The following is a 23,871-nucleotide window of genomic DNA, read 5'->3' as shown; positions in this document are numbered from 1 at the left end:
ATGAAATCACCTGCTGACAAAAGCCCGCATACAACGAAACAATTAGCGTTGAAACGAGTGGGCATTGATACCTACCATGAAAACGTTGCTTACCTGCATCGTGATTGTGAAATCTACCGCGCTGAGGGCTTTCAGGCATTGGCTAAGGTGGAAGTCGCTGCCAACGGCAAGCATATACTGGCCAGTTTGAACGTGGTGGACGATGTCAATATCGTCAATGGTCAGCAGCTGGGCTTGTCGGAGGAGGCATTTAGTTTGCTGGGAGTGCCCGACGGCGGTGCAGTCACCGTATCACCGGCTGAGCCACCACACTCTATTCCGGCATTGCATCGTAAAATTGCCGGTGAACGCCTAACCCGGGATGACTTTGCCCACATCGTCAAAGACATTGCAGCCCATCGCTACTCCAAAATTGAACTGACCGCCTTTGTAGTGGCGTGCAATCAGGGCGAGCTGGACCGCGAAGAGGTGTTCTTTTTAAGCGATGCCATGAGTAAAGTGGGGCGTAGGCTGGATTGGCACGAACATCCGGTGGTGGATAAACACTGCATCGGAGGCATTCCCGGTAACCGCACCTCGATGCTGCTGGTGCCGATCGTGGCAGCGCATGGCATGCTATGCCCCAAAACCTCATCACGTGCTATTACCTCGCCAGCGGGGACGGCGGATACCATGGAGCTGCTGGCAGCCGTGGAAATGCCGTTTGAACAGTTAACGGAGATAGTGCACCGCCATCGAGGCTGTTTGGCCTGGGGCGGTACCAGCGATCTATCACCGGCCGATGATGTGCTGATTTCGGTGGAGCGCCCTTTGTCCATCGATTCGCCGGGCCAGATGGTGGCTTCTATTTTGTCGAAAAAGGTAGCCGCAGGCTCCAGTCACTTGCTGCTGGATATTCCGATTGGCCCAACGGCTAAGGTGCGCAGCATGCCGGAAGCACAGCGGCTGCGTAAATTGTTCGAGTTTGTCGCCAAACGAATGGGGCTGACCATCGATGTGGTGATTACGGACGGTCGCCAGCCGATTGGCAACGGCATAGGCCCGGCGCTGGAAGCCAGGGATGTGATGCGGGTCCTGCAAAATCACCCGCTGGCGCCCAATGATTTACGGCAAAAATCCTTGCGGCTGGCTGGCCGCATGCTGGAGTTTGATCCGGATGTACGTGGGGGGGATGGTTTTGGCATTGCCCGGGATATTCTGGACTCGGGCCGGGCACTGGAAAAAATGCAGGCCATAATCGCCGCTCAGGGCCAGCGTGACTTTGACCCTGAGCATCCGCCACTATCGCCGTTATCATTCGAAGTGACAGCACCCGTTAGTGGCACCGTGGTTGCCATTGATAATGTGCAGTTGGCACGGATTGCCCGCTCCGCCGGAGCGCCACGTGCCAGAGGCTCGGGCGTGGATTTACTGGCAAAACTGGGGGACGCGGTGGAAGCTGGCCAACCGCTGTACAAGGTCTATGCTGCTTACCCGACCGAGCTGGCTTTTGCCCGTCAGGCCTGTGAGCGCTGTATCGGTTACCAGCTTGGTCAGGCCGACCAACTGGTGTCATTGCATGTGGAGTATTAAATTCTGATGTCGAGCTATCTACTCTGTGCCCCGGATGAAGCCGAGGCGGCCGGGCGTTTGGCACAAGCTGCTGGCCTGTCGCTTTTGCGCTACCAGCGTCATCAATTTCCGGATGAGGAACTAAAGCTAACTTTACCCTTTGCGGATGGCGATGCACCAAAGCAACTGGTGCTGTACCGCAGCCTGGACCGACCCAACGACAAGCTGGTTGAGCTGATTTTACTGGCAAAGCATCTGCGAGGCGCTGGCGTACAGCAGCTGCTGCTGGTTGCGCCTTACCTGGCCTATATGCGCCAGGACATTGCTTTTCATCCCGGTGAAATTGTCAGCCAAAAAATCATTGGCGGCTTGCTGGCCGATTTATTTGATGCGGTGATCACGGTCGATCCTCACCTGCATCGCATCGACCACTTAGGCGAAGCCATTCCCAAAGGCGATGCCATTGCACTTAGCGGAGCGCCAAGACTGGCTGATCTGATTGCCGAAAAGTGTCAACAGCCTTTGCTGGTGGGACCGGATGCTGAGTCACGGCAATGGGTCGAGTTGGCAGCTGCCCGCATTGGCTGTGATTTTGGCGTCTGCAGCAAGGTACGTCATGGTGATAAAGACGTGGTGATTGCGCTGCCCGATATGCCGGTGACAGGGCGTCAGCTGGTGTTAATGGACGATGTCGCCAGTTCCGGGCGTACCCTTGCCGGGGCCTGTCAGCAACTGCTGGCGACCGGAGCGGCGTCGGTGGATGTAGCCGTGACGCATGCTCTTTTCGCTGGCGATGCGCTTAGCGCCATCCAGACAGCCGGAGTGCGGCACGTCTGGAGTACCGACTGCATCGCACACCCCAGCAATGCCATCAGTATGGCGCCCTTGCTGGCAGAGGCGTTAGCGCCATTGTTGGCCAAGTAATCCCAAAAGAATTGCTTTGCACTACGGCGACATTAACACATCGGATCAGTCGTCTTTTTCGAAAGAGCCTTTGCGTTTAATTCAATAGTCACGGATGACTGTTGCAGCTAGAGTGCACCTCATTATGGGCATGTCGCCTTTAAGTAGTAATGAGGTGTGTGATGCAAAAGAAGCAATCGATGACGGTGGCCAAGCGACTTGGCCTGGGTTTTGGCATCGTGCTGTTGCTGATGGTGGGGCTCACTCTGATTGGGGTAGAGCGCGTCCAGCGTATCAATCAAACCTTGACCGAGATGACCGAGTTAAATTCGGTGAAACAGCGCTATGCCATTAACTTTCGTGGCAGTGTGCACGACAGGGCCATTTCGCTGCGTGATGTCACTTTGGTAGAGAACCTGCGTGATGTCCCGGTGTTGCAACGTGATATCGAACGGCTGGAAGGCTTTTACCGCGACTCCAGGCGCTTGATGGATGATATTTTTACGCAGCGTAATGGCGTTAGCCCGACGGAGCGGCAACTGTTGCAGGCAATCGATGCTGTCGAAGCCAGAGCTCTGCCATTAGCCAGCCAGGTGATTCGGTTACGCCAGCAAGGCCAGCAAAGTGAAGCACAGCGTTTGTTGCTGGCACAAGCGGGTCCGGTTTTTGTCGACTGGTTGGCTAGCATCAATGCTTTTATCGATTATCAGGAAGCGAAAAATCAGCAAGCAACCGACAGCGCGCAAGGCGTGGCTGGTGCCTTTGCCCTGACCATGGTGCTCCTCACTCTGGTGGCTATTTTCATCGGCGTCGCCATGGCGGTTTGGATTCAGCGTTATCTGCGAAAGGCACTTGGAGGCGAGCCAGATGAAGCCGCCGAGCTGGTCAGCCAGATCGCAGCCGGCGATCTGACAACGCAGATCCGCGACAGTCTGCCAAACAGCATGTTGGCGGCCGTAGCGAATATGCAGTTGCAGCTGCGCCAGACCTTGAGCGAAGTAGTTGATGCTGCCACGACGGTCTCTGCTCAGGCAGATGAATTGGACCAGGCCTCACTGGAGGCGCTAGAGGCTACCGAGCGTCAGGCCCATTCATCCACCGCATCGGCGGCCAGTATCGAGCAAATGACAGTCAGCCTAAAGCAGGTGGCCAGCGTGGTTGATTTAACTGAACAAAACTCGCAAAAAACAGCAGATTTGTCGGATCAGGGCGCACGGCTGGTGCAAGACGCTGCCACTGAGATTGCTGTTGTTGCTGAGACGGTGGAGCAATCGGCCACCAAAATTGGCGAGTTGCAACAGCGCTCCAAGGAAATTGCTGGTATTGCCAATGTGATTAAAAGTATTGCCGAACAAACCAATTTATTGGCGCTAAATGCAGCCATCGAAGCAGCCAGAGCCGGTGAGTCTGGTCGGGGTTTTGCGGTGGTAGCCGATGAAGTGCGGCAACTGGCCGAGCGCACCAGCAAAGCCACTACTGAAATTGCCGGCATGATACAGCTGGTGCAGGATGATACTCAATTGGCAGTTACCTCGATGGAAACGGCAGCACCCAGAGTAGCGGAAGGGCTATCCAGAGCCAATGATGCTGCCAGTATGCTGCAGCAAATTCGCAGTCAGGCGATGGACTCGCTGAACAATGTGCGTGATGTCGCCCGCTCAACCAATGAACAATCGACGGCAGTGACCGAGCTTGCCAAACACATTGAACAAATTGCCAGTATGTCGCGGGATAATGCCGTAGTGATGCAGCAAAACCGTGGTGCTGTTGCTGCGTTGCAGCGGGTTGCCAGCGGCTTAGGGCAGCAAGTGGCCCGCTTTAAAACCAGCTGATCAGTGCTACGACCTCAAACCAGCCAGGCTTTTGCCTGGCTTTTTGTTAGCTGGATGTCAGTACGACACAATTTCGGCCTTTTTTCTTGGCTTTGTACAGCGCTTCATCGGCTCTTTTTAAAAGCGGCTCTGGCTTTTCACCGGGCTGGCGGATGGCGCAGCCTAGGCTAATGGTAATTTGTACTGTTTTACTGCCGCCACTCTTTTGGCCCGAACTGCGTTGTTTTTTGCCGGTGTCGCTGTCTTTTGGCCGGCCGGCTTGTCGTACCACCAGCGGGTAATCGGCCACCTGCTGGCGTACCTGCTCCAGTTGCTCCTTTAACTTTTTCGGGTTGGCATGGTGAAACACCAGGGTAAATTCCTCACCGCCATAACGGTAAGCCGTCATGCCGCGTTGTTTAGCCAGAATGGCACCCAGCAGGCGCAGCACCTGATCGCCGACATCATGGCCATAGGTATCGTTAAACTTCTTAAAATGATCGACATCCAGCATGGTCACGGCACTTTTCTTACCGAGCCGGTTTAAATGCCCGATAAGTGCCCGGCGCTGCGGTAACTGGGTCAGCTCATCAATATAGGCCAGCTGCAGCATTTGCAGCGCCAGGGTCAGCAGCAAACAACTGCTGGCTATCAGGGTGGCCCAACCAGAGAGTTCTGGCTGTGCCAGCCACAGATAAAACAGCGTAAGGCATAGCAGCACTGCCAGTTGCCCCAGCATCGGCTTGGGCCAGTTGCGGTAACTCAGCAAGGCCAGCCACATGGCAACGACCAGCAATAGGACCGTTGCTTGCAGCCAACTTAACGGGCTGGCGCTTAGCACCGGTTGCAGCAGCCAGTGGTAATCGGGCAGGCCATCCTGCCAGTTGGGCAAAGGCAAATACAACAAACAGACCGGCAGCAAGGCTGAGCATACGAACAAGGCAATGCCGGCTTTAGTGAGCAGAGGCGGTCGGGGCAGCAGCACCAGAAAGCCCAGCCAAAGCGCACTTAGCACTGGCAGGTAACTGTACAACAGGGCAACCGCAGGCTCACTGATCGGGCGCTGCAAGCCTTGCTGTACCGCGTAGTAATGGCCTGCCAAAAAAGCCAGCCAGTACAGCCAATCGGTTTGGCGCATCAACAGCGCCAGCGAGGCAACAAAAGCCAGCGCCAGCCAGGCTGTGAGCGGGAAGGGCAGTGCTGTGAACAGCGCATGCTCCGGCCAGACTGCCAGCAGCATGGCTAATAGTAAAACTGGAGTCAGGATCAAAAAGCGCACACCATACCTCGGGGTCTTTACCGCACCTTTTTTAGTTAGGGCTCAGTGTAGCAGGCGAATGCTCGGAACTGAAACACCGCATGTTTTCCAAAGTTGATGGTGTATAATTGCCTGCAGAACAGCGCAGCAAATGAGACGATGTTTAGCCAGGAGAATGCATGCCCAAAAGATACCGTGAGTCCGCGCTGGACCCTTACCTTATCGCTGCAGTTTGTGCAGTGCTATCCCTGATGCTTTTTTACCGGGCAGCGAAAGGCCTTATAACAGGTGTTGCTCCTGGTTTGCATCACGCCGCTCTCGCCGGGCCTGTCCATACGTTGCAGGATGACCCTTCTATTTTCTGGTTTTCCATTGTACTGCACCTTGGCTTTGCTTTCTTCACGGCCAGGTACGCCTGGCGTACCTTTAGGCAGTAGTGAAGCCTGCTACTTCCGAATGCTGGGCCACTCACAGATTTGCTAAATCTCAGTGACCCGCTTTTAACTTGATGGTTGAATTAGCTGCTAATCTGTTTGAGATCGACAGACGTAGTACGCTGCCAGCACATCTGATTGCTTGCCATGACGGTAAGACGATCGGCAATAATACGCCCTTGAGTTGTGCGTTCTTCTTGAGCAAATACAGGCAGGAAGTGGCCTTCCAGCACCACCCATTGTTGGTTACAGGCTGTGAGTCCGGTTTCAGTCTCTTCATTTAGCAAAGGGGCGGCAAATTCATACTGCAATTGTGCGTCTTTGCTGATGGTTAAACCAACCGATGGCAGGTAGTACCCACTGACGCGGATATTGCGGTTGTAGTAGCGCTCTGGGTGCACAAGTAAATGCAGCACGGACGTTTGGGTATAAGGCAGTTTGGCAGCTTGCACCGAGGGTGGCTCAGCGTTAACAGCCCCGAGGCTGGCGGCGAAGATGGCTGTACTGGTGATGGTTGCGAGTCGAAGAAAAAATGTAGTCATATGCTGTTGGGCTCCTTGAAACGGCTGTGCCAATCTTGGTTTGCTGCATTAATTAGTTGCTGACCAGTGGGTATTGGTAGGGTTCAGTCCGTTGCCAGCAGACAACGCCACTTTCTCTGATGGTAAGGCGATCAGGGATGACTCGTCCATAGGTATACCTGCGCTCTTGATCAAACACGGGTAAAAGATGGCCTTCAAGAACAATCCACTGTTCATTGCACTGACTCCCCCTCAGTTCATAGTCATCGATCATTAAATTCACTCTGAACTCATCACGTAAAGATGAATCCAAACTAATCGTTAGTCTGTCGAAGTAATAGAAAGCACTCACCTGGATGTTAGTATTGTAGAAGCGTTCTGGATGAGCAATTAATTGCAGTAACGAGGTTTGAGTATAGGGAAGACTGGCAGCTTGAATCGGTGGCGCATCCTTGCCACTTGCATAGCTGCTGAAGTGGCAGTACAGAACAGCAGCAGTAATTAAGGTCTGAATTAATGGTCTGCGCATTTCTTTGGGTTCCTTAATCGCGGCTTGAAATTTCACGGACAACTAGGGTGCTGTAGCCTGCATAAGCTTTTGAATCGTATTCAAATAACAGCCTTCCATTGATAAAAACCCACTTCTCGTTAAAATCGCTAAAGTTAATAGCTGGACTCGATAAGTCTGGGTGAATGGCGATGGCATAACTGGTATCTCGATGCTTGGCCTGCTCAGGGCTTAGATAAAGATAGCCATCGGCCAAATAGCCTCTAATAATAAAGTCGCGCCAGTTAAAGCGCTCAGTATGCACCAACAATTCAAACATACTGACGTAAACATAGGGTTGGCCATAAAATACGGTTTGCTGCTGTGTGGGCTTACACCCCTGCATAAATAGCAGAATAAAAACTGTGATAAGCAGTCGGTTCGCCATGATGTTACCTTAAACGTTTAAATTGCCCATTGTGCACGATAAAACGAGTACCAGCCATTTGCCCCGTCCCTACCAGAAAAACTGGCTTATCTACCTTTTTTGCATAAGAGATCCAGTAGTTTTGATGACTAGACATGCTTAAAATATGCAATTTTGCATTTAACGGCAGACCAATGACGACCGCAACCACATGCTCGCTTTCAGAAATTTTGGTGTAGCTTGTTGCAAAGCCATTTTGCACACCTACACTAGCCAGTAGGGGGACATCGGTTCCAACCCGGCTTACCTCATAACGCTCTGGCTTGCTGCCTATGCCCAATAACCCTCTGCGGGCAGAACGGTGATAAATAACTGCCCCTAACTCCTGATTTTGTCGGGTACTATCACGGCTCAGGTTATCATTAGCAATGCCAATTTTCATGGCAATACTGGACGCCAGTTGATCTAACACGCGGATAAACGCTTGGTCCTCACAAAGTTCTGCACAGACTTTAACACCTTCTGCTTGCATTATTCATTTCCATTGAAGTTAAAATTTGCAATATTCTAACGCGACCTGTTTATTTGTTGCAAATAAATGGTGTTAATTTAATGTGTTTGAAGTCGAGATTGTTAACCATTGATCCAGGGTGCTGGCAAGTAGATGTAAAGCAGCCAGCAGCCGTCGGGAAGCAGGTCTTACTGCGAAGTCATTGTTCCGTTGTCTGGCCGGGAAACGAGATGTTCTGAATAACTTAAAACGACCATAGCGGTCGTGAGCCATTGCTGGCATAGTGGTTTTAATGAGCAGATGAGACTCTGAAGCAGAGGTGATGAATTCATGAAAGCTGTAGTCTGTGAACGATATGGCGGCCCCGACCAACTGAAACTGAAAGGTTTGCCGGTACCTGAGCCTTCAGCCGATCAGCTGTTAATAAAAGTTCAGACGACCACGGTGAATCGCACAGATCTGGGCTTATTGAGGGGTTATCCGTATATAGCGAGATTAGCACTTGGTTTGTTTCGGCCCAAGCATCAGGTTTTAGGGTTGGATTTTTCAGGTGAGGTGGTGGCAACAGGGCCTGCTGTGCAGCGTTTTAAGGTTGGGGATCCTGTGTTTGGTATGTCTCCTTCATCTTATGGGGCGCATGCTGAGTACATTTGCCTATCTGAAAAGTCACCGATAGCTTTGATACCAGACAACTTGAGTTATCTTGATTGCGTTGTTACAGAAGGTGCTTGGTATGCAGATGTCGCTCTTCGGAGTTTAGCTGTACAAGCAGGGCAGCATATTCTTATTTATGGTGCATCAGGGGCCATAGGCATTGCTGCTGTGCAACTGGCAAAGCTGCAGGGAGCAAGGGTAACTGCCGTGGTGGCGAGTGCGCAAGTCGAGCTTGCCCGGCAGCTCGGTGCTGATGTGGTCATTGATTATACGGCACAAGACTTTACTGCTACCCCAGAACGTTTTAACAGCATTCTGGATGCGGTGGGGAAAACTTCTTATGGGCGGTGTCGGCATCTTTTGTTAAAAGACGGTCGCTTTGCTGCCACCGATGTTGGACGATTTTGGCAAAACCCATTATTGGCTTTATTTTGCACACTTACAGGCAGTAAAAAGGTGAGGTTCGCAATCCCGGATATCAGAGAAAATCTGCTTACTGACCTCTCAGGTTACCTTAAAGATGTTCGCTATCGTGCGGTTATCGACCGGGTGTATCCGTTGGAGCAAATTTCTGCAGCATATCAATATGTTGAAACAGGTCAGAAAGTTGGTATTGTCGCGATTGCCGTTGCAAAAGAGCAAGCCTGAAATCATTCAAGCTTGCTTCATTCGCTGATGTCTACGGCAAGCTATGAAACTAACAAAGCCTCGGCAATAATCTTGCTCTGAATTGAGAAATGGGTTCCTCCAACTGTTCCTGTGAAGCTACTGCCATTTTGGCAATCACACCAGGAAAATCTTTATCCGCACCAAAAGCCAACATCGGCAGCATCACCGGAGCCATCCAGGCTGGTTTTGGCATCAACTCCCACCAGATGGTTACTTCTGAGCCCTGATCGGTTGACTGCACGGACCAACCGCCGAGCATGACAGAGGCGGGGAATGGGAAGCCTGGTTCATCGGTCAGAAAGCGTAACGAAAAGGAGGTCCCTTCCTGCCAGTCGGTGCAAAGCTCGCTCCAGCTTTGTCCTTTCTGATTGGTGCAGCGACGGACGGCACCTTGAGCTGCGGGCAGATCATTGAGCACTTCAGAGTGCGCTAACATCGGCACGAAACGGCTGATACTTCCTAAATCAGCGATCACTGGCCATAACTGCCTTGCTGGCGCCTGAGTTCGGACCACCAGACAATGCCGATACAGGCCGGTAGCCGGGTTTAGGTGCAGTTGACGAATGCCATAAAGCTGCAACAAGGCAAATAACAGCACGAATCCGGCGATACTGATCACCAGCACGATACCAGCTGTGGGTATGGCGCTATAAAAAACCACAGTAAGCAGTACAGAGAGGACAACCCAGAGCAGATCCGCCATGCTGGCATAAAGGGCACGCCAACTGGCCAAACGGGGTTGCAGCGCCTGGTGCAACAAGTCGGCGGTAAATAGCAGTAAACCAGCAGAGACCAGCAACAGCAGGCCATGCGTTGACAAACCGAGCAGGTTGGCGATGGTGTCGGTCCAAAGCAGCATCAACAGTGCACTCAGCGCCGAGAAAGCGCTGTTGATGAGTAGGGCGGCTCGTAATAGTGTTGTGTTCTTCATCGTTGTCTCCAAAAAAGGGTGGCGAGGTCGGTTGCTGCCTGGTGTTCACCCCACCACCCAAAGGACTAAAGGGTGGTCACCCAATCCGGCAGATAGTCAATGGCCCAGAGCTCCATCACCTTGTCAAAACCGGTAAAGATCATCAGGGCAATCAGCAGCAGGGCATAACCCAGCAACAGTCGCCCAACTTTGCCGGAAGCACGCAGGGTGTTCAGTCGGGTACCAGCGGCGTACCCCAAACCCACCAATGGCAAAGCGGTACCAAGGCCAAATGCCAGCATCACGCTAAACGACATCAGCATATTCTGGCCTGTAGATGCCAGTGCAATGGCAGCTCCGAGCGTTGGGCCAACACAAGGCAACCACACCAGACCTAGAGAGCCACCGATCACAAACTGAAAGGCTGGGCGGTCTGAGGAGTCTGCCAACTGGCCGCCAGCCGGCAGCCGGCTGGTCAGGCGTGACAACAGCAGACTAAATTGCTGATTCAGCCAGCCAACCACCAGCACCAACCCCATCACCAGCATAAAGACTGCGGCAAAGGTACGCATAATATCGGGCGATAAACCGGCGCTGAGCAGCAGGTAGGTCAGCAAAGAGCCACCCAGGGCAAAGGTAAAGGCTAAACCTGCCGCCAAAAACCAGACGCCGGTTTTGGAGGCCCGCATGGCCGATGCCGTCACCGCCGGGATCATTGGCAGAACGCAAGGTGATAACAGGCTCAGCACGCCTGCTATCAGTGCCAGTGGGATGGCGGTAAACTCCATAATCAGTCAGCGCCCTGGTCGTGTTTTTTCAGTTCGGCAAAGATGGTACTTTCACGGGTTTGGGCCACACTAAACCAGAGCTGCTCTTCACCACGATACAGCGCCAAGGTCGACTGACGTGGCGCCTTGAAGTAACTGACCCAGTCTTTCTGGTTATCAAAATCTACTTGCAGCACCAGGATGTCGCTGTTGGGGTTTTGGGCAAAATAGTCATTCAATACGGTGTGCTGACGGCGACAGGTCGGGCACCAGGGTGCATACACATCGATCAAAATCAGCCGGTTTTCAGCTTGCGCTTGCCGAAACGCGGTTTCAGTAAAGGCTTGTTTGTGTTTGACCAGATGCTCGGTGGAAGCATTGGCTGGTGTCAGCAGGAAAAATGCCGCTGCAGCCAGGGAGATGACTGCAATAGCGACAGTAATCATGGTTTTCATAATGAAGTCCTCTTCAGGTTGTGGATGATTCGCCAACCAGTGTGAGAGAAATAAGGATTTTCGTCATCAACCACCGCACCCGTTGCATCCACCAAAACACCGGTTCGCTTTGTTCAGTGATGGTTAAAGTGTTTTGGTCGATTGCTGCGGTGTTTTGGTTAGTGTGGCTCTTGCACGACCTGACTAGACTTTAAGTGTATTCACAACAGGAGAAATACACATGAAACAACCTAATTTAACCAAATTACTGCTGGCAGGTGTGGCTATGGCCAGTGTGGTGGGTGTGGCACAGGCTGGACCGAATGCTCAGCTTAGCCTGGCAGAAAATGCGCCTGAGTCAGTGCAACAAAACTTTGAGAAATGGATGGCCGGCGAGCGGGTACGGGGCCGCCGTGACAAATGCTATGGCATTGCCCTGGCGGGGCAGAACGATTGCCGGGCCGGAGCTGGCACCAGCTGTGAAGGGACGTCCACGGTCGATTTTCAGGGCAATGCCTGGACTTACACGCCACGAGGTACCTGTGAGTACATTGTGACGCCGCATGGTCCGGCATCCACCTCTGAGCTGGATCGCAACAATCCCTGATGGCAGACTTTCACGCAGACAGCCTGCCACCAGAGTTGCTTGCTACTGGCATCAGCCTGAAACTGCAGCACTATCCGGAAGTGCTCAGCCCCGAGGTGCTGACAGCGGAGCAGGCCGATCTTTGGTTTGAAGCGCATACGGAAAACTTTTGCGCTATCGGCGGTGCCCGCCTGGCGGCGTTGCAGCAGATGGCCGAGCACTACCCCATCAGCTTGCATGGGGTCGGGGCATCGCTGGCCGGGCCGGAGCCATTGAACCCACAGCATTTGCAGTGGGTGCGGGCTCTGGTGCAGCAAATCAAGCCAGCGTTGATTTCTGAGCATGCGGTCTGGTCCGCTTTTGACCAGGCCTATTTTGCTGATCTGTTGCCCATGCCGCGTTCAGAGCTGGCTTTGCAGCAGTTGTGCAGCAAGGTGCAGCAGTATCAGGAGGCGGTGGCCAGACCTATCTTGCTGGAGAATCCAACCCATTACCTGCGTCTGAAGCAGCAGATGCCGGAACCAGCCTTTATGACGGAGCTGTGCCGGCGCACTGGCTGCGGCTTGCTGCTGGATATCACCAATTTGTATCTGAGCCAGAACAATTGCGCCGAGGATGCCCGGCAGTATTTGGATCAGATCCCGCCTCAGTTGGTGGGGGAGCTGCATATTGCCGGTTACTCGGCTGATCCGGTGGAAGGGGATGCCCTGTTGATTGATAGCCATGATCATCCACCGAACCAAGCTGTGCTGCAGTTACTGGACTATGCCTTGCAACGCTTTGGTGCCAGGCCGGTGTTGCTGGAGTGGGATGATCAGATCCCTACCTTACAAGAGCTGTTGCGGCAGCGGGCTCGGGTAGCAAAAGTGCTGCAGCCTTACCAGGAGGTTCTGCATGCAGCCGGCTGATTTGCTGTTCCAAACCCAGTTTGTCGAGTTTTTGCAAGGTGAGAAGGCAGCCCGGCTGGCACCCTGGTTGGCAGAGCCACCAACGAAATGGCGGCGGCTCTTGGTGTATCGTAACAGCAGCATCAAAGCCTCGGTGCAGGCGGTGTTGGATAATTTCCCTGTCTGTCAGGCACTGCTGCCACCGGAGCAGTTGCGACAGCTGGTACGGGCTTATGTGCTTGAGCACCGGCCGGCTCATGCAGTACTGGCCTGGTATGGGCAGCAGTTTCCGGATTGGCTGCAGCAGTGTTTGTCCCAGCATCATTGCCCCTGGCTGGCCGATTTAGCCCGGCTGGAGCGATGTTGGCTAAATAGCGTGCTGGCCGCCGAGCAGGCTGCCATCCGTTCGGAGCAGCTGGCGCTGCTGGCTGAGCAAGGACAGGATATTCAGACGCTGCGGCTGGGGTTGCGGCCCTGTGTGCAACTGCTGGAAAGCAACTTTACTGTCTGGGACTTATGGTTGCAAAAGCGCCATCAGCTCGGTAGTCCGGATCATGCGCCGGTGTTTTTGCAGCACAGTCAGCGTCTGCTGTGGCGCCAGGCTGACTTTAGCCTGCAACACCGCCAGCTGAATGCCGCGGAGTGGGCCTTTTTCCAGGCCATTAGCAACGGGAACTGCCCACTGGGGGAGGCGGCTGCCGCTGCACTTGCAGTGGATGACAGCTTTGATCTTAGTACCTGTTTTGCTAATGCACTGGCGCAGGGCCTGCTGTGTCACACTAAGGAGAGGAATCGATGAAATTATTGAGCGCTTTCACAAGCTACTACCACCGCATGGCAATAGGGTTGGAGCGCTGGCTGGAGCCCTTTGCCCTGTTGGCCCTGCGCTTGTTGGCTGCCAGAGTATTTTTAATGTCCGGGCTGTCGAAATGGGATGGTTTTCTGCAATTTGATGCCAACAAGTATGAACTCTTTATGTATGAATTCTTTTGCCCCGATCCGGTGCGGCCCGGCGCTTTATTGCTGTGTAATCCTGAAACGCTGGAGTACACGGAAGGTGGTTTGGGCATCTGGCTGGCTGAAACCATGGCGGTGACGGCCGGTGTGGTGGAGGTATTCTTGCCACTGCTGTTGATCCTGGGGCTGCTCACTCGTTTTGCCGCCTTCGGCCTGCTGGGCATGACGCTCTTTATTCAGCTGGCGGTGTATCCGGATTGGGCGCATTTTTGGAATCCGGCCGCCTGGTGGGCTGGTGTCCTATTGCTCCTGTTGGCTCGTGGGCCCGGTGTGCTTTCGCTGGATCGTGTTGTTAAGCTGGATCGTTAAAATCGCAGTTTAAGCATGTAAAGTCCTGAACTCACCCGGCGACAGAGTTTCATGCTGTTTAAAAAAGCGGATAAAGGCAGTGGCAGACTGGTAACCTGTTTGCTCAGCGATCAGTTCCAGGCTCAGTTCGGAGTGGATCAGTAAGTAGCGTGCGCGTTGCAGCCGCAGTTCATCCAGCAAGGACTTGGCCGTCATAGCCATCACTTTATGGCAGCGCTCGGCAAAGGCGCTTTTGGACAGAAATGCCAGTGCGGCCATGGTCTCTACCGTCCAGTCAGCGCCCGGTTCATCCATGATGGCCAGCACCACCCGGCGTAGCGCCGGATCTTTTAGTGCCGCCAGCAGGCCTTGTTGCATGCTGTCGTCACTGAGCACCTGACGCAATAAGTGCAACACCACCACATCGCTCAAGCGACTGATAGCCGCCTGATAACCAGGCTGACGGGCTTGGGCTTCCTGCCGGATCAGCTGGATTAATGGACTGAGCCGGCCGGATTGCTGGTTGGCAGGCAGGTGAATGTAGTCCGGCATCACCTGAAACAGATTGGCGGTGAGAGGGGATTCGACCGCGATGTCGTAGCAGACCAGACCACGTTCAACATGATCGGGCACACAGAAGTTGGCAAAGTCGACTTCGCTGGTGTGTTCATCCACTGGCTCGTCGCTTAGCCAATGCCGGAAACTGTGGCTGAAAAAAATAGCATCGCCGGCTTCCAGTAGCACTTGTTCCTGAAGCCGACCAGGAATCGCCATCCAAAGTTGGCCCTGCGTCACCACATGCAGGGCTGCTTTGCTGGATTTGGTGGTGAGCAGGTTCCAGTAGTCACAAAAGCCAGATTCAAAATGTAGCTCCGAGCCAAAAGCCAATTGTGCTAACAACTGTTCTAAGGGTTCTGGTGTTTCGGTAGATAAGGCCGGTGTTTTGGTCATTGTTGGCAGCAACAGAACTTCCTAAGCTTAATCAGTAGACAGTCTAAGGCCTTTGCCGGACATTGCAACTACAAATTAACCTTAGGAAACAGCATGCCACATATTTTACTTGCCAGGCCCCATCCTTTTATTGTTAGTGAGATGGCTCCTTTTCTGCAGCAGCAGGGCTTTAGTTTTAACCGTCTGTCACAGCTGGATGCGCTGAATGATGAACTGGCCAACGCTAATGCTGCCGTTATTTCTTTGGCTTTGTCGTCGCCGCTGCCGCAATCGGCCGAAGAGATACTGCTGGCAATACGTCAGCTTAAGCCAAGCCTGCCGGTGGTGTTTGCCAGTTTGCTGCCACTGGAGCGGGTGCAAAAGACTATTCTGCATCTGATGCAGCAGCATCACGCAGCGGCAGCCATTGCTGCCGCTGGGCAGGTGATTGGTTCTGCCCAGCCCGGGCAGGCTGGCACGGCTTTGTATTTTTGCAAAGATGATCTGGCCGATGCAGTCAAGCGGGAGTCTTTTGCTAAGCTTTTGAAGATTCATGCAAAAAGATAAGCAGGGTTTACTTAACAGGGAGCTATCATGCTCAGATGGTTTCAGCAGTTTCAAGCAGAAAAAGCGTTACCGGCGGATGCCGGTCAGTTAAGCAAAGATCTGTTGGCCAGTCTGATGGTGATGGCCTGGTTTGTCGAAGCCAAGGATCCCTACACCGGCGGGCACTTGTGGCGGGTGTCACGTTATGCCAATCTCTTGTCCAGAGCCGGTGGTTTGCCCGAGGCCGATATCGCCCGGGTGACCCTGGGCGGCTTTTTGCATGATCTGGGCAAAGTCGCCATCCCGGATGCAATTTTAAATAAGACCGGCAAGTTGAATGACAGTGAGTTTGCTGTGATCCAAACGCACCCGGAGGCTGGTGGCCGCATGCTGGCAGGGCATCCGCTGGGGCATCTGGTGGCCGCTGCAGTCGAGTTGCACCATGAGCGGCCGGATGGCCGTGGTTATCCGCATGGACTGACTGCCAGCATGATCCCAACCGATGCGGCCATCATCGGGGTCTGTGATGCCTTTGATGCGATGACCAGTTTACGCTCCTACCGCAAGCCGATGCCGCTGGATAAAGTGCTTGGTATCTTTCGTGACGAGTCCGGCCGACAGTTTAACCAGTTCTGGTGCAACCAGTTGCTGGTGTTGGCTGAACGAGGTGAACTGAATGCCATTATGGGGCACAGTGATGATGGCATTCCCTTGCATATCTGCCCGCATTGTGGCCCGACGGTACTGCAACACAGCGAGGACAAGCCGGGTGATCTGTTGGCTTGTGGTGTCTGTCACAGCGAGATGGAGTTGTGTGCTGAGCACGACCAATGGACGATCAAGCCGACCGGTCGCAAAGCTTCGGCCGAACAACTGCAACCTAAAGCGGATAAGCAATTAATTAAGCGGTTGATTGAAGAGTCGGTATCGCATATCCCGCTGGAGCAGTTGGTAAGGTTTGAACGCTGATGAAAGCCTTGCTGAAACAACTGCGCCACCCCGATGTGTGCAAAAATGCCATCAAGGTGGCGCTGGTAGTAGGGACTTTGCTGAACCTGATCAATCAATGGGATGCTATTACCGGCGAAGCGCCCTGGCGCTTTGGACTGGCCCTGCTTAATTATCTGGTGCCATTTTCGGTCGCCAGCTACAGCGCCGCCAAACAGCGGCTAAACGATTTAACCATTCAAAGGACAGAATCGCATGACGGTGATTGAACAAAACCTGCATCAGTTGGACTTAATCCGTCTTATTCTACGGCAGGTGCAGCCTGAACATTACCGGCAGGTCAAAGACTGGCCCGGTGAGCCTTCAGTCGGCAAGCATATTCGTCATGTGTTGGATCACTACCAGCAGCTGTGGCTGGCATCGGACAGTCAGCAGCTGGACTACCGGCTGCGGTTGCGCGATGAAGGCACGCAAAGCGATCCGCAAAAAGCGCTGCACTGGATAGAGCGCTTGCAAACCTGGCTGCAGTGCCTGGAAGCCGATGAGCTGGATACCCAGCTGAGCTATCAATTTGCCGAAGGCACCACCTTCACCAGCCTGCAGCGCGAGCTGGATTTTGTTGCCAGCCATGCGGTGCATCATCTGGCGTTGATCCATGCCATGCTGGAGCCCTGGGGCTACCCCTGGCCAGAGGAGGCTGGCGTGCACAGCTCGACCCGGGAGTATCACAAACGATGTGCACCCTGAGCTGGTGGTACCAGCAAGGACAGCTGCATATCCTGTTTAACCGGGATGAGCGAAAAATCCGCGCCCGGGCGCATGCGCCCCAGCGCTTTAGTCAGCAGGGTGTGGACGCCATCATGCCCATCGATCCAGACGGTGGTGGCAGCTGGGTAGCGGCCAATGAGCAAGGCTGGGTGTTTTGTCTGCTCAACGATTATGCTGCCGCGTATCAGCCGGATGCCGCTATCCGCCGCAGTCGTGGTCTGCTACTACGGGCACTGGCGCATAGCTCGGACTGGCAAGTGCTGGACGCTTTATTGCAACCAGAGCAGTTACGCTGCTATGCCCCTTTTCGCTTGCTGCTCTTTGTTGGGCAACAGGAGCCGCTGCTGTGGCATTGGGATGGCAGCCAGCTTCGTCAGCAACTGGCACCGACATCGCCGTTATCCAGCTCCAGTGCTTTACCTGGGGTGATCCCAAGGCTCAGAGCCTGGCATTGGCAGCGGGGGATGGCCCGCTCACCGTCACTGCAAACCCAGCAGCAACTGCATCGCCAGCCCGGACCATTCAGCGCCTTTAGCGGCATTGCCATGCAGCGTAGCCAGGTACAGACCGTCAGCATCACGCAACTGACTATCGAAGCAGGCAAGATCAGCATGCAGTATTGGGATGGGCATCCGTCCACCCATCAGGCGGATGCCAGCCACTGTCTGGAACTGCCGCTGAAACAGCCTGCAGTATCCGAAGACTATTTTAGCAGCCGGTTGGATGTGCAGGCCCTGCTTAGCCGCTATAACCCAACGCTAGCGAGCCAACTAAAAGGCTGGCAGTGGGCTTTGCTGCGCTGGCTGTTGGCGGAAAAGGCGTTAAATCAGGGGTTGGAGCTGCTCAACCGGCTGCCGGTTGAGCGCTTTTGCGATGTAGCCCTGCAGCGTTTGCAGTTAACTCCGGACGTCATCGCCTGCCGCTGGCCAGCGGCGGCAGACAGGCCGGTGTTTGTCTGCAACCATCCGACCGGAGGCATTGATGGCTTGTTGCTGATCAGTGTGCTGCAAAAGCGCTATCCAAATTTGCAGGTGCTGGCCAATGAAGCGCTTACTGAAGTGCAGCAGCTGGCCAGGCGCATTGTGCCGATCCCGGTGTTTGCCCGCCCTAAAGATGCACTCCCGGCGGTGCAGGCCGCTTTTGCCAGCGATGCGCCTTTGCTGATTTTTCCGGCTGGTCGCACCGCCAGAAAGTCGGCTACAGGTACATTGGATGATGGTGCCTGGGCCAAACTGGCGGTGACACTGGCCAGGCGGCAGCAACGCAGCCTGACCGTGTTGCATCTGCAACATCATAACTCCCGCTGGTTTTATAGCCTGGCCTGGCTGCGCAATCAGCTTGGCATGACAGCCAATCTGGAAATGCTGTTGTTGGTGCGGGAAATGTTAAAGCCAGCCAACCGCACACCACGGCTGTATGTGGATATTCCGATGCATGCCGTTGAACTGGACGCTCTGGCCGACAGCGATCTTCAGCGCATCGCCTGGCTGAAACGCCGCTGCTATCAATTACCGACCATTTATCAGGAGGCACCCGATGCCGCAGTTAAGCCCAGTTGCAGCCGCCGAGCCGGCTGAGTTGATTGCACAGGAGCTGGCACAGCTAAAGCCAATTGCCAGCGTGCGCGGTTTGCTGGTATTCAGCGCTCAGGCAGACAGGATCCCAGTGACCATGCTGGAAATTGGCCGTTTGCGCGAATTGATGTTTCGCAGTGCTGGCGCCGGGCGTAACCTCGCGCGCGATCTGGATGCACTGGATTATGGCGAGCATGCCTATCACCAGTTGCTGGTGTGGGATCCGGCCCGGCAAGAGGTGGTGGCTATTTATCGGTATCAGTTAGGCTGGCAAGCGGCAGAGCATGGCCATGCCTTGCTGCGCACCAGCCAGTTGTTTGAATACAGCACGACCTTTTGTCGCCAGGTGTTGCCTTATAGCATTGAACTGGGCCGCTCGGTGGTCAATACCAGTGCCAAGGCCCGTACCCTGGGTTTCTTTGCGCTTTGGGCCGGGCTGGGAGCCTTGGCCCGCATCCACCCACAGCTGCAGTATTTTTTTGGCAATGTCTCGCTTTATCAAAGCTTGGGTAATGAAGCCATTGCCTGCATGGTGCAATTTTGCCAACAGCTCTATACCCCGCCGCAGCCGATGATGAGGGCAAAAACCGGCCTGAGTTACGCAGCAGGACAAACGTTGGATAGCCGCGGCTGGGCAAAGCTGGACCCTAACGGGCGCATTCGCCAGCTGCAGCAACTGCTCAAACCCTATGGCTGCCGCCTGCCGCCGATTTTGCAATCGTACTTGAGTGTGGGCAATGCCATCTGGTTTGACGATGCGGCGCTGGACGATGATTTTGGCCAGGCGTACGAGCTGAGTATCGTGGTGCCACTCACCGCTGTCAGTGGTATCATTCGGCAGCGTTTCTTATCAATGACTGCGTAGATAACTTGCCATTTGATAGCGTGCTTAATGGGCCTATGCAGCTTGTTGTTATTCTTTTGTTGCCATTTTAGCAGAGCCCAAACCACCGCTAAGCACCAGCTGCAAGGCTTCAGCTGGCTTCATCTCGATGTTGGTGGTGCAGGAGCGGGGCACGATGATGGTGTAACCACCGATGTTGTACGCCATAGGAATAAAGACAGCGAGCTGGTCTTCATTCATTAATGAAGACATCTTATCCCCTGCAATGCCACCTTTTTTGGTGACAATGCCTATCAAGGCAACCTCTGATGGTGGCAATTGCACTAACACTACTGATTCATCGGCAAAATTTTTGCCGGACATCACTTCCATCATATCCTGAATAATACCGTACACCTGCTTGGTGCCTGGCAGTTTCATCAAAATGCGTCCAGGTACCTCCCACAACCAGGCAAACCCCTGCCAACGTACGCTATACCCAATAGCTATACAAATCAGAATAAAGGCAGCGGTCGCCATACCGGGTATATACCACTCTAGTGCCAGAACCAACTGCAGCACTGGCGCCAACCAGGTTTCAATGGTGGTCAGTAACCAGCGGATAAGCTCGATGGTAATGACCAAAGGGAGAATGATAGCGAGGCCTTTGGCCAGGCTTTTGGCGATGATTTTCATAGAGTGCCCTGTGGTTGTTTTTCAATGGCTGCAAGCGTTGTCACATCATAAAGAAATCAGCTTGCTGGCGCCATGCAAAGCTGCAAAGGGTTTTAGTCTATACTTGAAGTACGGAGCCCTTGAAGGTTGAAGGCTATGAAAGCAGGGTGGCTGTTTTTGCTTATTCTATACGCGATAGAGGTGCGTGCTGAGAATGAAGCGCCTTACCTGCGTATTCTTACGGAACACAATCCTCCAGGACAGTACCTGACCGACGAAGGTAAACTGGCCGGCGTGACCGTTGCCTTGATTCGGCAATTGCAACAGCGACTGAATGAACCAGCTGACATCGAGCTTTTGCCCTGGGCGCGTGCTTTTGCCATAGCCCGCCAAGACGCTCATATCGCTTTGTTTGAAACAGCACGCACCGCAGAGCGCGAGCATTGGTTTCAGTGGGTTGGGCCGCTTAAGTATGTTCAGACCGCTATCTATGGCCGGGCCGATCGATTAGGCGCGAACCCGCTGGATACGGGTTTGAATGCTGGCCTGATTGCCTGTGAATACCGATATTCGCTTCATGTTGACCTACTGCAGCATCATGGTTATGTCGAAGGAAAGAACTTGGTACTTACGTTAAACCATGGCGATTGTTTTCAGATGCTGCTGCGCGGTCGGGTCGATTTAGTGGTGTTGCATGATGCTGTGGTGGCGGAGCGCGAAAAGCAACTGCAGGCACAGGCGGGAACCGGGCTTTACCGGCTAAAACAAATTCGTGAAGTGGAGCTGTATCTCGCCTTTTCACTGGACGTAGCCCCAGAACGAATTGCAGCCTGGCAACAGGCGCTGCAACAAAGTTACCTCGATGGCAGCATGCGCCAGCTGTATCAGCCAGTTTATTCGGAGTACTTGATTGAACGGTTGGAGCAATGGGCGCGGCAGGAGTAGCTGCAAACCGAAGTGTGAAATGGTGGCCCCAGCTGGACTCGAACCAGCGACCGATCGATTATGAGGCCTTCTAAGGCGTTTTACCGTTGTTTACTGATTGAAATAGACTTTTACTAAATTACATAGCTAATTCAGCAGCTTATTGCTTGGTTAGCTACCTCTGATGCATAAAGGCGTTGCAAAACAACGCCGTCGATTTTGCATTGAAAGTAGCACAGAGGTAGCACAGCTATGACCAGAACCAACCATATTCGCTTTACTGAAGCTGAAATTTCAGCCTTACCCGTCACCGAAAAACGCACCCGCTGGCATGACACACAGATGCCAGGCTTAGTGCTGGATATCACTGCGGGCAAAAAGGCCTTTCGTGTGTATAAGAAGCTGGCAGGCAGGCCAACGCCGCTGTCAGTAACCTTGGGTGACTTTCCGGCATTAACCATAGAAAGCGCCCGTCGCTTGGCACGAAAAGCGATGGCGGATATGGCTGATGGTATCAACCCGAATGACAGCAAGCGGCAGTTTCGCGCAGCCTCGGTCAAACTGTCAGAAGTGTTCCAGCGTTTTCTTGAACAGCGTGATTTAAAAGACACCACTTTGCGAGGCTATCAGCAATTAATGAAATGCTACCTCGCAGATTGGCAGCAAAAGCGGATGGCCGATATCAGTGAAGATATGGTGTACAAACGCCATCAGAAGCTTAGCCAGTCGAGCAGGGCACAAGCCGATTACACCATGCGCACGTTGCGAGCCTTGTTTAACTTTGCCAGGGCTGAATATAAAGATTCAGCCAACCGTACCTTGTTTCTAGTAAACCCTGTCGTGGTGTTATCTGAAAAACGAGCCTGGAATAACGTTGCCCGTCGCCAGACGAGATTACGACCATCGCAGTTAAAGCCGTTTCTGCAAGCGATAAATACGATACGCGATGAAGCCATTGCATACCGGCAGGATTTCACTGTTGCTGTATGTGACTATGTAGAGTTTACAGCCTTTTCAGGCTTGCGGCGCACCGAGCTGCTGGAATTGAAATGGCAGGATGTTTATCTGAAAGATGAGCTGTTTATCCTGAGAGATACCAAAAACCATGATGATCTTGAGTTGCCAATAACCGCGCCGTTAAAAGCCATTCTGAAGCGACGTAAGGAATACAAGGTAACAGACTTCGTGTTTGGGGCTAAAAATCGCTTGGGCCGCATTACAGAGCCGAAAAAGGTGATTCAAAAGATCAACGAACAAGCAGGCCTCAGCTTTACCCTGCATGACCTAAGAAGAACCTACTGTTCAATTGCGGAAAGCCTGGGTATTGGAACCTATACCATTAAGCGGCTGTTAAATCACAAGACAGGCCGTAACGATGTTACCGCAGGTTACACAGTGCTCACTGCGGAGGAGCTGAAAGAGCCTGCGCAGAGGATTGTAGCGCGGATAAATCAGTATGCTGGGCTTGCAGTTGAAGCTCCTGTGGCTGACATGGATAATATCAAGGCTTTGTTCTCTGAAATGACCAAGGAGCAAAAGCTTACTTTGCTGGCTAGCTTGGTTACTTAAACTCAAGTATAGAGTAACTCTACCAGTATTAAGTGTATTAGCTCAGACGTAACTTTCGTGTACTTTTAATATTACTAGCGGACCTTGGGTCCGCTAGTATTTCAGACCGCTATATATCAACTAAAGCTAAGCAGCTACACACGCAGTTTTAATGAAGCGCTTTCCCATCGGACTATTTTCGAACTCAAATTTTTCACATGCTAATCTAAGCATCATTTCAATAGACTCAGTCGTTACCTTCCTTCTTGATCTGGTCTCCAAATGCATAGAAAGCATTTTAGTAACATCGTGCCCCCTCGAAAGAGACCAGTCATTGGGTGTCTCTCGATCAAGTTTTTCAGCAATACTAACTAGATCTTCAACATGTTCCTTGTAGTTTGACCACCGAGGTAGATCTTGTTTAATCTCCTTGAGATTAATAAAAATATTGGATGGATCAAAATAATCGTCAATTTCTAAACCATTTAAAATAGATTTAGAAAGGCCAAATTTTCTTTGAGCTATATAGTCAGCAGCACGTAAGCTACCTATTGCACGAGACCCAGTCTTCAGTTTATCTCTAATAGTATCTACTTCGTAAGGTTCAATATCGAAGTTGGCCAAAACTTTTGCAAGCGCAGAGGTATTTAATAAGTAGCACTCTAAATCATTATAATGCAACTTTTTTTCTTCTGAACAGTAAGCATTGTAAATGAAGGAATTATGTAGGTTCAACTGTTTTTGATGTATGTAATCAAAATCAATATCTACAAAAAATAACAAGAAATCAAAATCGCAATACGGCTTTTTCTGAGATTCTAAGAAAGCTTTTTCAACTAATGGCTTACCATCCATACCATCAAATCTTATCTCAGAGTCAATGCTTGTCCACTGGCTAAGAAATCTCTTATCGCAGATTCCTTCAACGATTGTAGTTATTATTTTTTTGCTGCGAAACATATGAAGCGCACTATTCAATAAAATTCGAGGATCTTTTTGATATCTTCTAAGTGTACTCAT

Annotated in this window: 28 protein-coding genes; 17 read left to right on the top strand and 11 right to left on the bottom strand. The window is 52.6% G+C overall.

Features of this window, described 5'->3' with window-relative positions:
• The 3 genes from BLW37_RS01935 (at nt 1) to BLW37_RS01925 (ending at nt 4,286) form a co-directional block, all read left to right on the top strand.
• Nucleotides 1–1,572, top strand: a complete 1,572-nt coding sequence (locus BLW37_RS01935; protein ID WP_091339554.1) for a thymidine phosphorylase family protein — start codon at nt 1–3, stop codon at nt 1,570–1,572.
• 6 nt (nt 1,573–1,578) lie between these two features.
• The gene (locus BLW37_RS01930; RefSeq protein ID WP_091338627.1) at nt 1,579–2,475 is read left to right on the top strand and encodes a ribose-phosphate diphosphokinase; all 897 of its coding nucleotides are present in this window, start codon (nt 1,579–1,581) and stop codon (nt 2,473–2,475) included.
• Nucleotides 2,476–2,636: 161 nt separating this feature from the next.
• Nucleotides 2,637–4,286, top strand: coding sequence for a methyl-accepting chemotaxis protein (locus tag BLW37_RS01925; protein WP_171907519.1), 1,650 nt, complete (start codon nt 2,637–2,639; stop codon nt 4,284–4,286).
• Between the two features lie 46 nt (nt 4,287–4,332).
• Here BLW37_RS01925 and BLW37_RS01920 read toward each other — a convergent pair whose 3' ends face one another.
• Complete coding sequence (locus BLW37_RS01920) at nt 4,333–5,535, bottom strand: GGDEF domain-containing protein (RefSeq protein ID WP_425426591.1); 1,203 nt, start codon at nt 5,533–5,535, stop codon at nt 4,333–4,335.
• A gap of 167 nt (nt 5,536–5,702) precedes the next feature.
• Here BLW37_RS01920 and BLW37_RS01915 point away from each other — a divergent pair, with 167 nt between their 5' ends.
• Nucleotides 5,703–5,960, top strand: a complete 258-nt coding sequence (locus tag BLW37_RS01915) for a hypothetical protein (protein WP_091338615.1) — start codon at nt 5,703–5,705, stop codon at nt 5,958–5,960.
• A gap of 80 nt (nt 5,961–6,040) precedes the next feature.
• On the opposite strand, the gene BLW37_RS01910 is transcribed toward BLW37_RS01915, so the two are convergent.
• The 4 genes from BLW37_RS01910 to BLW37_RS01895 are packed head-to-tail and all read right to left on the bottom strand — an operon-like array spanning nt 6,041 to nt 7,924.
• Nucleotides 6,041–6,499 (bottom strand): hypothetical protein, encoded by a 459-nt coding sequence (locus BLW37_RS01910; protein WP_139243644.1) that lies wholly within the window; start codon nt 6,497–6,499, stop codon nt 6,041–6,043.
• Nucleotides 6,500–6,551: 52 nt separating this feature from the next.
• Nucleotides 6,552–7,007, bottom strand: coding sequence for a hypothetical protein (locus tag BLW37_RS01905; protein WP_091338610.1), 456 nt, complete (start codon nt 7,005–7,007; stop codon nt 6,552–6,554).
• 13 nt (nt 7,008–7,020) lie between these two features.
• Nucleotides 7,021–7,413: a hypothetical protein gene (locus BLW37_RS01900; RefSeq protein ID WP_091338607.1), complete on the bottom strand. Its 393-nt coding sequence runs from the start codon at nt 7,411–7,413 to the stop codon at nt 7,021–7,023.
• Between the two features lie 4 nt (nt 7,414–7,417).
• Nucleotides 7,418–7,924 (bottom strand): hypothetical protein, encoded by a 507-nt coding sequence (locus BLW37_RS01895; RefSeq protein ID WP_091338605.1) that lies wholly within the window; start codon nt 7,922–7,924, stop codon nt 7,418–7,420.
• 309 nt (nt 7,925–8,233) lie between these two features.
• Between BLW37_RS01895 and BLW37_RS01890 the strand changes: the two genes are divergently transcribed.
• Complete coding sequence (locus BLW37_RS01890) at nt 8,234–9,205, top strand: NAD(P)-dependent alcohol dehydrogenase (RefSeq protein WP_091338603.1); 972 nt, start codon at nt 8,234–8,236, stop codon at nt 9,203–9,205.
• A 49-nt stretch (nt 9,206–9,254) separates the two neighbouring features.
• On the opposite strand, the gene BLW37_RS01885 is transcribed toward BLW37_RS01890, so the two are convergent.
• From BLW37_RS01885 to BLW37_RS01875, 3 genes are all read right to left on the bottom strand, one after another.
• Nucleotides 9,255–10,157, bottom strand: a complete 903-nt coding sequence (locus BLW37_RS01885) for an SRPBCC family protein (RefSeq protein WP_091338600.1) — start codon at nt 10,155–10,157, stop codon at nt 9,255–9,257.
• A gap of 65 nt (nt 10,158–10,222) precedes the next feature.
• Complete coding sequence (locus BLW37_RS01880) at nt 10,223–10,924, bottom strand: cytochrome c biogenesis CcdA family protein (RefSeq protein WP_091338597.1); 702 nt, start codon at nt 10,922–10,924, stop codon at nt 10,223–10,225.
• 2 nt (nt 10,925–10,926) lie between these two features.
• On the bottom strand, nt 10,927–11,358 hold the full coding sequence (locus BLW37_RS01875) for a thioredoxin family protein (protein ID WP_091338594.1): 432 nt from the start codon (nt 11,356–11,358) through the stop codon (nt 10,927–10,929).
• Nucleotides 11,359–11,578: 220 nt separating this feature from the next.
• Between BLW37_RS01875 and BLW37_RS01870 the strand changes: the two genes are divergently transcribed.
• The 4 genes from BLW37_RS01870 to BLW37_RS01855 are packed head-to-tail and all read left to right on the top strand — an operon-like array spanning nt 11,579 to nt 14,136.
• The gene (locus tag BLW37_RS01870; protein WP_091338591.1) at nt 11,579–11,944 is read left to right on the top strand and encodes a BufA1 family periplasmic bufferin-type metallophore; all 366 of its coding nucleotides are present in this window, start codon (nt 11,579–11,581) and stop codon (nt 11,942–11,944) included.
• A complete protein-coding gene (locus BLW37_RS01865; protein ID WP_091338588.1) occupies nt 11,944–12,831 on the top strand; it encodes an MbnB/TglH/ChrH family RiPP precursor modification enzyme in 888 nt (295 codons plus the stop codon). The genes BLW37_RS01870 and BLW37_RS01865 overlap by 1 nt, the downstream gene beginning before the upstream one ends.
• Complete coding sequence (locus tag BLW37_RS01860; RefSeq protein ID WP_091338585.1) at nt 12,818–13,609, top strand: HvfC/BufC N-terminal domain-containing protein; 792 nt, start codon at nt 12,818–12,820, stop codon at nt 13,607–13,609. The genes BLW37_RS01865 and BLW37_RS01860 overlap by 14 nt, the downstream gene beginning before the upstream one ends.
• Nucleotides 13,606–14,136, top strand: a complete 531-nt coding sequence (locus BLW37_RS01855) for a DoxX family protein (RefSeq protein WP_091338583.1) — start codon at nt 13,606–13,608, stop codon at nt 14,134–14,136. Before BLW37_RS01860 ends, BLW37_RS01855 begins: the two co-directional genes overlap by 4 nt.
• 9 nt (nt 14,137–14,145) lie before the next feature.
• Here BLW37_RS01855 and BLW37_RS01850 read toward each other — a convergent pair whose 3' ends face one another.
• Complete coding sequence (locus BLW37_RS01850) at nt 14,146–15,078, bottom strand: AraC family transcriptional regulator (protein ID WP_245785573.1); 933 nt, start codon at nt 15,076–15,078, stop codon at nt 14,146–14,148.
• A gap of 81 nt (nt 15,079–15,159) precedes the next feature.
• Between BLW37_RS01850 and BLW37_RS01845 the strand changes: the two genes are divergently transcribed.
• The 6 genes from BLW37_RS01845 to BLW37_RS01820 are packed head-to-tail and all read left to right on the top strand — an operon-like array spanning nt 15,160 to nt 19,746.
• Nucleotides 15,160–15,612: a hypothetical protein gene (locus tag BLW37_RS01845; protein ID WP_091338578.1), complete on the top strand. Its 453-nt coding sequence runs from the start codon at nt 15,160–15,162 to the stop codon at nt 15,610–15,612.
• Nucleotides 15,613–15,639: 27 nt separating this feature from the next.
• A complete protein-coding gene (locus BLW37_RS01840) occupies nt 15,640–16,560 on the top strand; it encodes an HD-GYP domain-containing protein (RefSeq protein WP_091338577.1) in 921 nt (306 codons plus the stop codon).
• The gene (gene nrtS, locus BLW37_RS01835) at nt 16,560–16,808 is read left to right on the top strand and encodes a nitrate/nitrite transporter NrtS (RefSeq protein WP_091338574.1); all 249 of its coding nucleotides are present in this window, start codon (nt 16,560–16,562) and stop codon (nt 16,806–16,808) included. Before BLW37_RS01840 ends, nrtS begins: the two co-directional genes overlap by 1 nt.
• Nucleotides 16,795–17,286 (top strand): DinB family protein, encoded by a 492-nt coding sequence (locus tag BLW37_RS01830; RefSeq protein WP_091338573.1) that lies wholly within the window; start codon nt 16,795–16,797, stop codon nt 17,284–17,286. The genes nrtS and BLW37_RS01830 overlap by 14 nt, the downstream gene beginning before the upstream one ends.
• Nucleotides 17,274–18,884, top strand: a complete 1,611-nt coding sequence (locus BLW37_RS01825; protein WP_091338570.1) for an NRDE family protein — start codon at nt 17,274–17,276, stop codon at nt 18,882–18,884. Before BLW37_RS01830 ends, BLW37_RS01825 begins: the two co-directional genes overlap by 13 nt.
• Entirely contained in the window at nt 18,844–19,746 is a 903-nt protein-coding gene (locus BLW37_RS01820) for a GNAT family N-acetyltransferase (protein ID WP_091338568.1), read from the top strand. Before BLW37_RS01825 ends, BLW37_RS01820 begins: the two co-directional genes overlap by 41 nt.
• A 48-nt stretch (nt 19,747–19,794) precedes the next feature.
• On the opposite strand, the gene BLW37_RS01815 is transcribed toward BLW37_RS01820, so the two are convergent.
• Nucleotides 19,795–20,400 carry a DUF502 domain-containing protein gene (locus BLW37_RS01815; RefSeq protein WP_091338563.1) on the bottom strand — a complete coding sequence of 202 codons (606 nt, stop codon included), beginning with the start codon at nt 20,398–20,400 and terminating at the stop codon, nt 19,795–19,797.
• 135 nt (nt 20,401–20,535) lie between these two features.
• On the opposite strand from BLW37_RS01815, the gene BLW37_RS01810 reads away from it, so the two are divergent.
• On the top strand, nt 20,536–21,324 hold the full coding sequence (locus BLW37_RS01810) for a substrate-binding periplasmic protein (RefSeq protein ID WP_091338560.1): 789 nt from the start codon (nt 20,536–20,538) through the stop codon (nt 21,322–21,324).
• Nucleotides 21,325–21,555: 231 nt separating this feature from the next.
• A complete protein-coding gene (locus BLW37_RS01805) occupies nt 21,556–22,872 on the top strand; it encodes an integrase family protein (protein WP_091338559.1) in 1,317 nt (438 codons plus the stop codon).
• 126 nt (nt 22,873–22,998) lie between these two features.
• Here BLW37_RS01805 and BLW37_RS01800 read toward each other — a convergent pair whose 3' ends face one another.
• Entirely contained in the window at nt 22,999–23,871 is an 873-nt protein-coding gene (locus BLW37_RS01800) for a DUF4435 domain-containing protein (protein ID WP_091338556.1), read from the bottom strand.

The sequence above is a fragment of the Alkalimonas amylolytica genome, from assembly GCF_900107845.1.
GTDB classification, from domain to species: domain Bacteria; phylum Pseudomonadota; class Gammaproteobacteria; order Enterobacterales; family Alteromonadaceae; genus Alkalimonas; species Alkalimonas amylolytica.
This window is presented reverse-complemented; position numbering and strand designations above follow the sequence as displayed.

Excerpts from the sequence above, each read along its gene's own strand:
- BLW37_RS01880 (WP_091338597.1), bottom strand. The coding sequence starts at position 10,924 with ATGGAGTTTACCGCCATCCCACTGGCACTGATAGCAGGCGTGCTGAGC.
- BLW37_RS01925 (WP_171907519.1), top strand. The coding sequence starts at position 2,637 with ATGCAAAAGAAGCAATCGATGACGGTGGCCAAGCGACTTGGCCTGGGT.
- BLW37_RS01910 (WP_139243644.1), bottom strand. The coding sequence starts at position 6,499 with ATGACTACATTTTTTCTTCGACTCGCAACCATCACCAGTACAGCCATC.
- BLW37_RS01845 (WP_091338578.1), top strand. The coding sequence starts at position 15,160 with ATGCCACATATTTTACTTGCCAGGCCCCATCCTTTTATTGTTAGTGAG.
- BLW37_RS01860 (WP_091338585.1), top strand. The coding sequence starts at position 12,818 with ATGCAGCCGGCTGATTTGCTGTTCCAAACCCAGTTTGTCGAGTTTTTG.
- BLW37_RS01900 (WP_091338607.1), bottom strand. The coding sequence starts at position 7,413 with ATGGCGAACCGACTGCTTATCACAGTTTTTATTCTGCTATTTATGCAG.
- BLW37_RS01810 (WP_091338560.1), top strand. The coding sequence starts at position 20,536 with ATGAAAGCAGGGTGGCTGTTTTTGCTTATTCTATACGCGATAGAGGTG.
- BLW37_RS01865 (WP_091338588.1), top strand. The coding sequence starts at position 11,944 with ATGGCAGACTTTCACGCAGACAGCCTGCCACCAGAGTTGCTTGCTACT.
- BLW37_RS01855 (WP_091338583.1), top strand. The coding sequence starts at position 13,606 with ATGAAATTATTGAGCGCTTTCACAAGCTACTACCACCGCATGGCAATA.
- BLW37_RS01840 (WP_091338577.1), top strand. The coding sequence starts at position 15,640 with ATGCTCAGATGGTTTCAGCAGTTTCAAGCAGAAAAAGCGTTACCGGCG.
- BLW37_RS01885 (WP_091338600.1), bottom strand. The coding sequence starts at position 10,157 with ATGAAGAACACAACACTATTACGAGCCGCCCTACTCATCAACAGCGCT.
- BLW37_RS01820 (WP_091338568.1), top strand. The coding sequence starts at position 18,844 with ATGCCGCAGTTAAGCCCAGTTGCAGCCGCCGAGCCGGCTGAGTTGATT.
- BLW37_RS01895 (WP_091338605.1), bottom strand. The coding sequence starts at position 7,924 with ATGCAAGCAGAAGGTGTTAAAGTCTGTGCAGAACTTTGTGAGGACCAA.
- BLW37_RS01825 (WP_091338570.1), top strand. The coding sequence starts at position 17,274 with ATGTGCACCCTGAGCTGGTGGTACCAGCAAGGACAGCTGCATATCCTG.
- BLW37_RS01800 (WP_091338556.1), bottom strand. The coding sequence starts at position 23,871 with ATGAGTACACTTAGAAGATATCAAAAAGATCCTCGAATTTTATTGAAT.
- BLW37_RS01875 (WP_091338594.1), bottom strand. The coding sequence starts at position 11,358 with ATGAAAACCATGATTACTGTCGCTATTGCAGTCATCTCCCTGGCTGCA.
- BLW37_RS01830 (WP_091338573.1), top strand. The coding sequence starts at position 16,795 with ATGACGGTGATTGAACAAAACCTGCATCAGTTGGACTTAATCCGTCTT.
- BLW37_RS01870 (WP_091338591.1), top strand. The coding sequence starts at position 11,579 with ATGAAACAACCTAATTTAACCAAATTACTGCTGGCAGGTGTGGCTATG.
- BLW37_RS01805 (WP_091338559.1), top strand. The coding sequence starts at position 21,556 with ATGACCAGAACCAACCATATTCGCTTTACTGAAGCTGAAATTTCAGCC.
- BLW37_RS01930 (WP_091338627.1), top strand. The coding sequence starts at position 1,579 with ATGTCGAGCTATCTACTCTGTGCCCCGGATGAAGCCGAGGCGGCCGGG.
- BLW37_RS01890 (WP_091338603.1), top strand. The coding sequence starts at position 8,234 with ATGAAAGCTGTAGTCTGTGAACGATATGGCGGCCCCGACCAACTGAAA.
- BLW37_RS01815 (WP_091338563.1), bottom strand. The coding sequence starts at position 20,400 with ATGAAAATCATCGCCAAAAGCCTGGCCAAAGGCCTCGCTATCATTCTC.
- nrtS (WP_091338574.1), top strand. The coding sequence starts at position 16,560 with ATGAAAGCCTTGCTGAAACAACTGCGCCACCCCGATGTGTGCAAAAAT.
- BLW37_RS01935 (WP_091339554.1), top strand. The coding sequence starts at position 1 with ATGAAATCACCTGCTGACAAAAGCCCGCATACAACGAAACAATTAGCG.
- BLW37_RS01905 (WP_091338610.1), bottom strand. The coding sequence starts at position 7,007 with ATGCGCAGACCATTAATTCAGACCTTAATTACTGCTGCTGTTCTGTAC.
- BLW37_RS01915 (WP_091338615.1), top strand. The coding sequence starts at position 5,703 with ATGCCCAAAAGATACCGTGAGTCCGCGCTGGACCCTTACCTTATCGCT.